The organism is Streptomyces sp. Qhu_M48 (assembly GCF_051305195.1).
Lineage (GTDB): Bacteria > Actinomycetota > Actinomycetes > Streptomycetales > Streptomycetaceae > Streptomyces.
Genome location: NZ_CP195432.1, coordinates 7,312,021 through 7,323,302, shown reverse-complemented (window position 1 = coordinate 7,323,302; position 11,282 = coordinate 7,312,021). Strand labels below are relative to the sequence as shown.

Annotated in this window: 10 protein-coding genes; 5 read left to right on the top strand and 5 right to left on the bottom strand. The window is 72.8% G+C overall.

The features are described from left to right. Window positions 1-47: 47 nt before the first annotated feature. Window positions 48-1,211 carry a flavin-containing monooxygenase gene (locus ACRRSS_RS32850; RefSeq protein WP_435974637.1) on the bottom strand — a complete coding sequence of 388 codons (1,164 nt, stop codon included), beginning with the start codon at window positions 1,209-1,211 and terminating at the stop codon, window positions 48-50. Window positions 1,212-1,456: 245 nt separating this feature from the next. Here ACRRSS_RS32850 and ACRRSS_RS32845 point away from each other — a divergent pair, with 245 nt between their 5' ends. Together ACRRSS_RS32845 and ACRRSS_RS32840 are read left to right on the top strand one after the other, a co-directional pair. After that, on the top strand, window positions 1,457-1,909 hold the full coding sequence (locus ACRRSS_RS32845; RefSeq protein WP_435974636.1) for a DoxX family protein: 453 nt from the start codon (window positions 1,457-1,459) through the stop codon (window positions 1,907-1,909). Continuing rightward, window positions 1,906-2,370, top strand: coding sequence for a Zn-ribbon domain-containing OB-fold protein (locus ACRRSS_RS32840; protein ID WP_435974635.1), 465 nt, complete (start codon window positions 1,906-1,908; stop codon window positions 2,368-2,370). The genes ACRRSS_RS32845 and ACRRSS_RS32840 overlap by 4 nt, the downstream gene beginning before the upstream one ends. Here ACRRSS_RS32840 and ACRRSS_RS32835 read toward each other — a convergent pair. After that, window positions 2,359-4,335: a protein kinase domain-containing protein gene (locus ACRRSS_RS32835; RefSeq protein ID WP_435974634.1), complete on the bottom strand. Its 1,977-nt coding sequence runs from the start codon at window positions 4,333-4,335 to the stop codon at window positions 2,359-2,361. The genes ACRRSS_RS32840 and ACRRSS_RS32835 overlap by 12 nt on opposite strands. A gap of 208 nt (window positions 4,336-4,543) precedes the next feature. Between ACRRSS_RS32835 and ACRRSS_RS32830 the strand changes: the two genes are divergently transcribed. Next, complete coding sequence (locus ACRRSS_RS32830; RefSeq protein WP_435974633.1) at window positions 4,544-5,854, top strand: hypothetical protein; 1,311 nt, start codon at window positions 4,544-4,546, stop codon at window positions 5,852-5,854. Between the two features lie 132 nt (window positions 5,855-5,986). Then, on the top strand, window positions 5,987-7,288 hold the full coding sequence (locus tag ACRRSS_RS32825; RefSeq protein ID WP_435974632.1) for a hypothetical protein: 1,302 nt from the start codon (window positions 5,987-5,989) through the stop codon (window positions 7,286-7,288). On the opposite strand, the gene ACRRSS_RS32820 is transcribed toward ACRRSS_RS32825, so the two are convergent. Together ACRRSS_RS32820 and ACRRSS_RS32815 are read right to left on the bottom strand one after the other, a co-directional pair. Beyond that, window positions 7,270-7,542: a DUF397 domain-containing protein gene (locus ACRRSS_RS32820; protein WP_435974631.1), complete on the bottom strand. Its 273-nt coding sequence runs from the start codon at window positions 7,540-7,542 to the stop codon at window positions 7,270-7,272. The genes ACRRSS_RS32825 and ACRRSS_RS32820 overlap by 19 nt on opposite strands. Further along, window positions 7,539-8,402 (bottom strand): helix-turn-helix domain-containing protein, encoded by an 864-nt coding sequence (locus tag ACRRSS_RS32815; protein WP_435974630.1) that lies wholly within the window; start codon window positions 8,400-8,402, stop codon window positions 7,539-7,541. The genes ACRRSS_RS32820 and ACRRSS_RS32815 overlap by 4 nt, the downstream gene beginning before the upstream one ends. 90 nt (window positions 8,403-8,492) lie before the next feature. Between ACRRSS_RS32815 and ACRRSS_RS32810 the strand changes: the two genes are divergently transcribed. Further along, window positions 8,493-8,921 (top strand): ATP-binding protein, encoded by a 429-nt coding sequence (locus ACRRSS_RS32810; RefSeq protein WP_435974629.1) that lies wholly within the window; start codon window positions 8,493-8,495, stop codon window positions 8,919-8,921. Between the two features lie 86 nt (window positions 8,922-9,007). On the opposite strand, the gene ACRRSS_RS32805 is transcribed toward ACRRSS_RS32810, so the two are convergent. Then, window positions 9,008-11,254 carry an FG-GAP repeat domain-containing protein gene (locus ACRRSS_RS32805; RefSeq protein WP_435974628.1) on the bottom strand — a complete coding sequence of 749 codons (2,247 nt, stop codon included), beginning with the start codon at window positions 11,252-11,254 and terminating at the stop codon, window positions 9,008-9,010. Between the last annotated feature and the right edge of the window lie 28 nt (window positions 11,255-11,282).

Here is an 11,282-nt window from a genome sequence, read left to right as displayed (position 1 = left end):
ACCAGGTGCCCCGCCCCGCATCCCCTGGGGGGCGGGGCGCCGCCACGTCAGCTCCGGGACGCGCCGCGCGCGCGGGCGATCCGCCGTGCGATCCTCTCCGCGTCGATCGCCAGCTCGCGGAACATCCCGCTGATCGGGTTCGTGAAGCCCGTGAAGTACAGGCCGGGCGCCTCGCGCGGGCAGCGCGCCCCGTGCACGACCGGCCGTCCGCGCCCGTCGAGGACGTCCAGGTGGCCGACGAGCGGCTCCAGGGCGCGCCGGTAGCCGGTCGCCGCGATCACCGCGTCCGGGGAGATCCGGGTCCCGTCGGCGAGGACCACCTCGCCGCCCTCGAAGGCCTCGACGGCGGGCACGATCTCGACCTTCCCCGTCCGTACGGCGTCTATCAGGCCCACGTCCTGCACCGGCACCGCGCCCTCGCGCATGCGCGTCGCGAGGCCCGTGTCCGGCCGGGGCAGCCCGTACGCCGAGAGGTCCGGTGTCCCGACGCGGGCCATCACGGCGCCCATCCGGTCGACGAGGGCCCTCGGCAGCCGGCGCACGAGGATGCCGGTGCGCTGCGCGGGCCAGCCGGCCGTCGTGCGCCTCACGATGTGCGGGACCGTCCGCACCGCGAGCCGCACCCGCTTCGCGCCGCCCTCGGCGAGGTCGGCCGCGATCTCGGCCCCGGTGTTGCCGACGCCGACGACGAGGACGTCCTTCCCGGCGTACGGCTCCGGGTTGCGGTAGGTCCGGGCGTGGCTCAGCTCGCCCCCGTACGTGTCGCGGCCGGGCCACTCGGGCAGGCGCGGGGTGTGGTTGAACCCGGTGGCCACGACGACCGCGCGGCCGACGAGCCGCCGCCCGCCGGTGGCGTGCAGGACCCACTCTCCCTCGGACCGCTCGACGCGGAAGACCTCGACGCCGGTGACGACCTCCAGCTCGTGCTTCTCGGCGTACTTCTCCAGGTAGCGCACGACGTCCGCGCGGGCGACCCAGCGTCCGAAGGAGCGCGGTATCCGGAGGCCGGGGAGGGCGGAGAGGCGTCGGGTGGTGTGCAGGCGCAGCCGGTCGTAGTGGGCGCGCCAGGAGGCGCCGACGGCGTCGGACTTCTCCAGGACGACGGCCCGCACGCCCCGCTCGCGCAGGGCGGCGGCGACCGCGAGTCCGCCGGGGCCGCCGCCGATGACGTAGACGGGGTGGGCGGGGGAGTGCTGGGGGGTGGTGGCCATGAATGCTGAGCGTAATGACGTGTACACGTAGTGGGTCTCGACGGAGAGGGATTTCGGTTGCGAATCGGTCACGCCCGCCGATGTCCCGCCGCCGCGCCCGCGCCCGTCCCCCGCTTCAGGGGCCGCGTCCGTTCTTCGCTCAAGGGGCCGGGCCCGCCCTTCCCTTCCGTGCCCGCCTCTTGCGCGCGGGGCCGGCCTGCGCTGAACTGACGTACCGTCAGATCCGGCTCGTCGAGGGGACGCGCATGCAGACCGTCTGGCTCACCGGCGCCGAATGGCTCGCCGTCCTCCGCATCGGCCTCGGCCTGTGGTGGCTGGAGAGCTGGCGCCACAAGGACAGGAAGGGCTGGTTCGAGCGCGGCACCGGCATCGCCTGGGCCGCCGACATCGCCGGCGGGCACAGGTGGTCCCCGGTCAGGAAGGGCTTCGACGCCGTCGTCGCCCCGCGCCCCAAGCTCATGGCGTACGTCGTCGTCTACGCCGAACTCGCCCTCGGGCTGGGTCTGGTCGTCGGCTTCCTGACCCCCGTCGCCCTGGTCGGCGGCCTGCTCCTCAACCTCCTCTACCTCGTCCTCATGATCCACGACTGGGCCGAGCAGGGGCAGAACGCGATGATGGCGCTCATCTCCCTCGTCGCCCTCTTCGCGATGTCCTGGCAGACCTGGTCCCTCGACCACGCGATCGGACTCTTCCGATGACGGCGACCCCGGACGTCGACGCCTTCACCCGCCCCTACTGGGACGCCGCCGCCGACGGGCACCTGCTGCTGCGCCGCTGCGCGGCCTGCGACCGGGTCCACCACTACCCGCGCGAGTTCTGCCCGCACTGCTGGAGCGAGGACGTCGGCTGGGAGCGGGCGAGCGGCCGGGCCACCCTCTACACCTGGTCGGTCGTCCACCGGAACGACCTCCCGCCCTTCGGTGAGCGCGTCCCGTACGTCGCGGCCGTCGTCGATCTCGCCGAGGGCCCGCGCATGATGACGGAGGTCGTGGGCGTGGACCTGGGAGGGGGCGGGGCCGGGAGGGGGGACGCGGACGGGAGCGGGGGCGCGGGCGGGGGCGACCTCCGGGTCGGGATGGCGCTGGAGGTCGCCTTCCGGCGGGACGGGGACGTGACCGTCCCCGTGTTCAGGCCCGCGGTGGAGGGCTCAGAGGGCTGAGATGTTCCGCCACACCTGACTGCTCTCGGCGCCGCCACAGGTGTACGTCATGACGAACGACCCGGCTGTCAGACACTTCCCGTCGCTCATGTTCCTGAAGGTCCGCCCGGCGGAAGTCGAGGAGAGGACCTTCCAGGACTGCAGTGACGAGCCGCTGCACGCGACGGTGGTGACCGTGGTGTTGCCGGCCGGCTGGAGGCAGCGTCCGCTCGTCCTGTTGATCAGGCGGAAGGTGCCGTTCGCTCCGGGGGAGTAGGTCCAGGAGTACCAGTACGTGCCGTTCCCCTGGGAGCCGCACGCGGCGGAGGTGACGAGGGGGCCGAACCCCCCGTTGAACTCCGCCATGCAGTTGCCGGTGGACCCGTTCTCCAGGGAGTACGTCCCCGAGGGCGCCGAACCGCCGCCGCCGCTCGTCGGCGGGGGCGCGGGCTTCTTGGTGGTCTGCGTCGGACGGGGCTGTGTGGGCGGACGGGTCGTCGTGCCGCCGCCGGAGGCGTCGGAGCCACCGCCGCCGGACGGGTCGGAGGGGGTGGTGCCCCCGCCGGAGCCGTCTCCGCCACCGCCGCCGACACCACCGGGCTGGATGCCGGTTCCGCCCACGTCGCCGCCGCCCACGTCGCCGCCGCCACCGCCGTTCGCGGGCGGCGGCGGGACCGGTGCGCCGGGGGAGGAGCCGGGCGGCTTGGACGAGGGCGGCTTGGAGCCCGGCGGGGTCTTGGCGGACGGGGACCCGGGTGTCGCCGACGGCGGCGGTACGTTCGCCGGCTGCGAGGCCACGGCGGACGGCGACGAGGAGGTGCCGGGGGCGGCGCCGAGGCGGCCGATCTCGTACGGGCCGAGGGCGACGGTCAGGGTGGTGCCGGTCGCCACGACGACGGGCACGGCCAGCATGACGAAACGGTTCCGCCGCCTCTCGCGCGGGCCCCGGGCGCCGGGACCGGTGACGGCGAGCGGATCGGGCGAGGCGGTCGCGGGCTCCGCCACCTTCGCCTGCGGGGTGAGGGGCGCCGTGGCGACGTCCTCGGCGGGCTCGGCCTTCGCCAGCTCCGCCAGATGCTCGGCGGAGGGCGTCTCGGCGGCGAAGGCGGCCCGCTCGGCTATGCGTGCGCCGACGGCGGCGGGCCAGAGGACGCCCTCGGCGTGCTCGGAGGCCCGCTCCACCAGCTCGGCGGCGGTCGGTCGGTCGTCCGGGTCCTTGGCGAGACAGCTCCGGAGGAGCTCGGCGAGCTCCGGCTCGGACTCCGTGAGCCGGCCGAAGTCCGGCTCGCCGTGGACGACCCGGTAGAGAAGGTCGGGGCCGGAGCCGTCGCCGAAGGGCGGCCGCCCGTTCGCCGCGTACAGGAGGAGGCTGCCGAGGGCGAAGACGTCGGCGGCGCCGGTCAGCCGCCGGTCGGCGACGGCCTGCTCGGGCGCCATGTAGGCGGGCGTGCCGATGACCATGCCGGTCTTGGTGAGCCGGCTCTGGTCGGCGGCGCGGGCCACGCCGAAGTCGATGAGCGAGAGCCCGGAGGAGGTGAGCATGACGTTGGACGGCTTGAGGTCGCGGTGCACCATGTCGGCGCCGTGGACGACGCCGAGCCCGGCCGCCGCCTCGCGCAGCAGCCGCCAGAGGGCCTCGCCGGGGAGCGGGCCGCCGTGCAGGCGGATGGCCTCGTTGAGGGTGATCCCCGGGATGAACTCGGTCGCGAACCACGGCGGCTTCGCCGTCCGGTCGCTGGCGAGGAGCTTGGTGTTCGCGCCGGCGGGCAACCGGGCGAGGTTGTCGAGCTCGTGCCCGAAGTGACGGAGGAAGTCCACGTCCTCGGCGAGCATGGGCAGCACCCGCTTCACCGCCGCGAACTTCCCCGGCACGGCGCCGAGATAGACCCTCCCCATGCCGCCCGACCCGAGCACACCGAGAAGCCTGAACGCCCCGATCTGCCGGGGGTCGCCCGACTCCAGCGGCATTGCCCCGCTGCCGCTCAAACTGTCCAGACTGGAGTTGTGATCCGGTTCCCCCTGCATGGGCGACACAGTAGCCGAGCGCCATTTCGAACTGAACGGTGGTCAAGTGCGCGCACTCGAACCGTGGTTGGGATCCGGGGCCGCTCCGGTGCAACCCTCCGGCCCCAACGGAGGTCAGACGCGTGAACCGCTGCCCGAACGAACCGAGAACGAACCGAAGGGGAGACAAGTGGCACGTACGCGACGCGTGGCCGTGGCGATCGTGGCGGCCCTGGCCGCCGGAATCACCCCCGCCGCACTGGGAGGGGCGGCGGCGGTCGCCGTCACTCCGTCCCCGACGGCCGGGGGGACGACGGGGACCGGCACGGTCGTCCAGGAGGGCGGCCCGCTGGTGGTGCCCTCGGGCGAGGAGGTGGTGACCACCCGCGTCACCGTCACCCTGCCGGAGGGCGCGAGCGGCCCCGTGAAGGCGCGACTTCTCCTTCCGATCACCTGGGACTTCGTGAACGGCGACAGGTATCCCCTCTCGTGGGACATCAGGCCGTCCTGCTCGGTCGACGGAGGCCCGTTCCAGCCCTGCCCCCTGAAGGAACCGGCGGGCGGGCTCAACAAGGGTCCGCACGTGGCCACGATGCCGGTCACCGAGGCCGCACCCACGATCACCTACGACATCCGCATCGAGTCCGGCCACGACGCCCGCCGCTGGAAGGACGTCACCGGCACCCTCGAAGTGGGCGCCGGAGGCGCCCCCGACCTCGCGAGCGGACCCGTGGGCTTCCGGTTCGCCCACAACACCCCGGCGCCCGGCCTGCGCACCACGGTGCTCGCCCGCGACAAGGCGGGGGTGCTCTGGCAGTACGAGGGCACGGGCCTCCCCGACAAGCCGCTCAAGGCTCGCGAGCGCATCGGCGGCGGCTGGAACACCTACACCTCGATCACCCCGCTCGGAAATCGGACCGCGTCGGGCGAGGGCGACCTCGTGGCCCGGGACAAGGCCGGTGTCCTCTGGTTCTACGAGGGCTCCAGGAACCCGGACGCCCCCTTCAAGCCGCGCGTCCGCGTCGGCGGCGGCTGGAACACGTACACCGCGATCGGCAACCTCGGTTCGAGGCTCATCGCCCGGGACAAGGCCGGAGTCCTCTGGGACTACTCGCAGAAGAGGCTCGGCCCTCCCGCCCCCTTCGAGGAGCGTCGGCGCATAGGCGGCGGCTGGAACGTGTACAACGCCATCGTGGGGCAGGGCTACGGTTACAGCGCCGTGGCGCGCGACACGTCCGGAGTGCTCTGGTCCTACGTCCCGGACTGGCAGAACCATCCCGACTTCGCACCGAGAACGCGGGTGGGCGGTGGCTGGAACGCCTATGACCGCATCGTCTACGCGGACAACCTCGCCGGCTCCCGCGTCGGCGACTTCCTCGGCCGCGACAAGAACGGTGACCTCTGGCTGTACGAGAGCGTCAGCCGCGACGGGAACGACGTGCCGCCCCCGAGCCGCCGGCGGATCGGCTGGGGCTGGGACATCTACGACACGATCCTCTGACCCGGCGACGGCGACGGCCGGATCCCCGCCCGAGTACAACCCTCCGGACCGTTCGAGTGTCCAAGAGCCGACCCGGATGTCCAGGGGAGCGCGACGGCTCCCCCTCGCGTCCCAAGACTCCTGGGGAGATCCGTGACAGGCAAGCGTGTGACTCTGGCGATCGCGACGGCTCTGGCCGTCGGCGTCGCACCCGCGGTACTGGGAGGGGCGGCGGCCGTCGCCGCGCCCCTGACGGCCGTGGCGGCGACGGGAACCACGACGGTGGTACAGGAGGGCGGCCCGCTGGTGGTGCCCTCCGGTGAGGAAGGAGCGGTGACCACCCGGATCACGGTCACGCTCCCGGCGGGCCTCACCGGCCCCGTCAGGGCACGACTGCTCCTGCCGCGTCCGACGTGGGACCTGCCCGACTTCGACACGCCGGCCTACGAGCCCGTCACCCCGGCCTGCTCCGTCAACGGCGGCGCTTTCTGGGCCTGCCCGTGGGACAGTCCGGGCCACGAGGTCGTGTTCCCGGCCGTCGAGGCCGCGGCGACCCTCACCTACGACGTGCGGGTCGACGCCGACAGCCGCGCCGCCGTGATGGGAAACCTGACGGCCACCCTCGAAGTGACCGACGGGGCCGGGGCCGTCATCGGCAGCGGCCCCGTCGCCTTCCGCTTCGCCAAGGGCACCCCCGAGAACTACCGGCGGACCACGGTCCTCGCCCGGGACAAGTCGGGCGTGCTCTGGCAGTACGAGAGCACGGGCCGCCCCGACAAGCCGCTCAAGGCCCGCGAGCGCATCGGTGGCGGCTGGAACGCCTACACCTCGATCACGACCCTCACGCACCGGACGGCAGCGGGCGAGGGCGACCTCGTGGCCCGGGACAAGGCCGGGGTCCTCTGGTTGTACAAGGGCTCGGGCAACCCGGACGCCCCCTTCCAGCCGCGCGTCCGCGTCGGCGGCGGCTGGAACGCGTACACCGCGATCACCAGCCGCGCGGGCGGTCTCGTGGCCCGGGACAAGGCGGGCGTCCTCTGGCACTACACCGCCACCGGCCACGACGCCCCCCGGGCGCCCTTCGAACCGCGCCATGACATCGGCGGCGGCTGGAACGACTACACCGCCCTCGTGGGGAACTGGAGCGATCTCACCGCCGTGGCGCGCGACCGGGCCGGCGTGCTGTGGTCGTACGGCTTCGACTACCCGGGAGGCGACTTCCCGGGACTCGAGTACGCACCGCGCGTGCGGGTGGGCGGCGGCTGGAACGTCTACGACCGCATCGCGCTCGCGGGGCAGCTCAGCGGCTCCTCATCGAAGGACTTCCTCGCCCGCGACACGCGGGGCCGCCTCTGGCTCTACGAAGGCGTCGAGCGCGACGCCGACGACCTCGTCCCGGCGTCCACCCGCCGACAGATCGGCTGGGGCTGGGGCATCTACGACGCGATCCTCTGACCCGTCCCCAGCGCCGAGGATGCCACGTCCACGAACGCGGCCCAGGCGGCGGGGGCGACGGCGAGCTGGGGGCCGTGGGGGTCCTTGGAGTCGCGGACGTGGACGGCGGTGGGGTGGGTGGCCACTTCTACGCAGTTGCCGCCTTCGCCGCCGCTGTAGCTGGACTTGCGCCAGTCGTAGGCGACTTCGATGCAGTTGCCGCCCTCGCCGCTGCTGTAGCTGCTCTTGAACCAGGCCAGATCCGCGGTGCTCATAGCTCTCCCAGCATCTTTTCGATCCGCTCCAGGGACTCATGAGGTGTGAGTGCCTGCGCCCGGATGATCCCATAGCGCTCGGTGTACATGCGGACCTCTTCCGGGTCGGTGATCAGCCGGGCATGTCTGTAGCTCTCGATATACGCGACCTCTCGCCGTCCCTTGGGAGTGAGGAGGGTGAAAGCACCTTCCAACGCTGGGTGTTCCTCGCGGTCGGTCGGCATGATCTGGAAGTGCACGGTTCGCATCTCGGCGGCTGTGGCGATGTGCCGCAGCTGCTCCCGGAACGCGTCTCGACCGCCCAGTGGGCGGCGCAGCACCGACTCTTCTACGACGAAGCTCATCGTTGGTGCTGGCCATTTGTCGAAGATCGCTTGCCGGGCCAGCCGGTCCGCCAAACGCTTCTCGATCGTTGGCTCGTCGTACAGGGGGCGCCGGTGGCGAAAGACGGACTCGGCGTAGGCGGGCGTCTGCAGAATTCCAGGCACCGCCTGCACCTCGTAGTAGTGCAGCGCCACCGCCTTGGCCTCAGCATTTGCGAAATCCTGGAACCAGTCCGGATGCCGTACCCGCGCTCGCGCCAGCGCGTCCCGTACCTCGTCCGCCGCAGCCGCCAGCACCCCGCCCGCGTTCACCAGCGGGTCCACCCGTACCAGGAAGTCCGGCTGTGGAGTCCGTACCCCCCGTTCGACCGACGAAATCAGATCCTCGCTGCAATGCGCCAGGTCCGACAGGTCAGTCTGACTCAGGCCCGCATTGCGCCGCAGTACCTTCAGCATCTTCCCGAGCGCACGGAAAAGGTGCGCCGTACCGTCCACCTCGGAGGGCCGTTCCGGCCGCTCCTCCTCGTTTCCCGACATCCGTACCGCCCTCTTGGCGTACCCGTACAGTTACCCAGCGTCGTCGCCCCGCTGCTGGTCAGCGTACGGCCGGGGCTTCAGGCTCATGGCATGAAGTCCGAAACCTCCACCCCAACCGGTGAGTTCACGCTCCGGCTCTCGGCCACGCGCCGGGGCGCACGTCTCGCGCGGTTACTGGCCGTGCAGCAGCTCCACGACTGGGGCGTGACCGGCCCCGCGGCCGAGGCCGCCGAACTGGTCGTCGCCGAACTCGCCGCCAACGCGGTCCGTCACGGTCGGGTCCCGGGGAGGGACTTCGAGGTGCGGATGGAGCTGGACGACGACCACGTACGGATCGAACTGTCCGACGCGCGCGGCGAACGGCGGCCCGCACCGGTCCGGAACCCCGACGAGGGCGGCTACGGGCTGCTGCTCGTGGCCGCCCTCGCGAGCGCGTGGGGCGTGAAGGACCGGTGCGTCGGCAAGACGGTCTGGGCGACCGTCCCGCTGACGCCTCGCCGGCCCGTCAGAAGAGGGTGAGGGTCCCCGTCCCCACCCCGTCCGGTCTCGGAAGGACCGGCACACGGGGATCGAAGCGGCGATCGAAGCGGCGATCAGGGCGGGGATCAGAACAGGGTCTTGTACGAGCCGGTCAGCGGCGCCGGGGGGTAGAGCGAGGACCGGGGGCCGAAGGGCGTCCTCCAGTTGCCGGTGCCCGCGTACAGGGCGAGGTCGTCGTTCAGGCCGTCCGGGCCGTTCGCCAGCAGGTCGGGGCGGCCGTCGCGGTCGGCGTCGCCGATGGCGATGATCTCGTCGTAGCGGTTCCAGCCGCCGCCGATCTTCGTGCGCGCGGCGAAGGTGCCGTCGCCGTTGCCGAGGTAGAGCCAGAGGTCGCCGGCGGTGTCGCGGGCGACGAGGTCTCCGGCGGGGCCGCCGCCGATGTTCCCGGTGGCGACGATCTTGTTGTAGATGCCCCAGCCGTGGCCGGTCTTGACGCGCGGCGCGAACGGCGCGGTGGCGGAGCCGGTGCCCTTGTAGAACCAGAGGTCGCCGGCCGTGTCGGTGGCGACGAGGTCGGGGTGGCCGTCGCCGTCGAGGTCGCTGCCCCCGGTGAGCTTGTCGTAGATCTGCCAGCCGCCGCCGATCTTCGTACGCGGGGAGAAGACCGGCGTGCCGGTGCCGCCGCCGGTACCCGTGTGCAGCCAGAGCGCACCGGTCTTGTCGCGGGCCACGAGGTCGGCGAACCGGGCGCCCGCGACGTTCCCGGGCGTGACGATCTGGTCGTACGCGTCCCAGCCCGCCCCGATGTTCGTCTCCTTCAGCGTGTTCTGGGCGCCGTGGTACAGGGCCTGGCGGCCGTCGTAGTGGAACAGGAAGCCGCCGTCGCGGACGAGCAGGTCCGGCGAGCCGGTGTCCGAGAAGCCGTGCGGGGCCTGCCCGTTGTCGACGGTGAGCGTGCCGGTGCCCTCCACCGGGGCGCCGATGCCGTTGGTGGGCGTCGCCGTCATCTTCCAGGTGTACGCCCCGTTGGGCGCGGCGACGTCGCCGTTGAGCAGACCTGTCCAGTAGGCGAGGCCGCGGCCGGCGACATCCACGGTCGAGGTGCTGGTGTGCCGCTGTCCGGTCGCGGTGTGGGTCAGTTCGACGTCCACCTTCGCGCCGGTGTACGCGGCGAACTGCCACGTCAGGTAGCCGTCGCCGCCGCTCGTACGGAAGTCGAAGGTGCCGGGGACCGTCTGGCCCGTCAGCTGGAGCACGATGGGGCGGCCGGTGCTCGCGACGAGGGTGGCGGCCGGGGCGCCGTCGGCGCCGGGGGCGATCCGGTAGAGGCCTTCGCCGTGCTCGGTCGTGCCGCCCTGGACGAGGAGACCGCCGTCCGCCTCGGGACGGATGACGGTCACGGTGTCGAGGAGCTCGACCGTCCGCCCGGTCGTCAGCGAGCGCGCCGTCAGCGCGTGCAGGGGGTTGGGCGCCGAGGCCGTCGTCCCGCCGGGCACGGCGTACGTGACCCAGTCGCCCGTCAGTTCGGTGAGGAGCGCGCCCCTTCCGAGGGGGACGCGCTCGACCTCGGTCTGCCCCCGCCGGGCCACCGCGAGCGTCGTCGCGTCGCCGGACGGGGACTTCTCGGCCCAGGCCAGGTGGGACGCGGAGACACTGACGTCACCGCTCAGTCCGGCGCCGGGGGTGGCACGGTCCTCGACGATCGCGGCGGTGGCGACGTCCACCAGCGCCACGCGGCTCCCCGTCACCCCGTCCACCGTGCCGGTGTACAGGAGGGCGAGGGTGTCGGGCGCGCTCATGTCCCACCGTCGGATCGACCCGTCGGCGGGGAGCCCGGTCACGACGCGGTCCACGACCGTGTCCCCGGGCTTGCTGACGAGATGGGCCTCGCCGCGGCCGTCGGGCCGGGTGACGCGCATGACGAGGGTGGAACCGGCCAGCCTGACCAGCTGGCCGGAGGTGCCGAGGAACGCGGTGTCGATGATCACGGGGTCGGCGCCGGAGGCCATGTCGAGGATGGTGTGGACGTTGCCCTCGGACCTCACGACGAGGTCACTGCCGTGGCTTCCCGCGTACCCGGCCCCGGGCAGCGTGGTCGTGACGCCGTCCGCGTACCGCGTCCAGCGGTAGATGTTCGTGCCGGACTCCGTCCGGCGGGTGAGGAAGCCGGACGGGCCGTTGCCGATGACGGTGGAGCCGGGCAGCATCTCGGCGGGGTCCTGGGAGGACCGCGCCGGGGCCGCCACGGCACCGGCCGCCGCGCCGCCGGTCGTCGCGACGGCGGGACCCGCCGCGAGCGAACCGGTCGTCACGGCGAGCGCGACGGTGACGGCGAGAGCGAGTCGGCGACGGGAGGTGCGTACTCGGGACAAAGCGGTGTTCTCCCTCATGAAGCGCGGG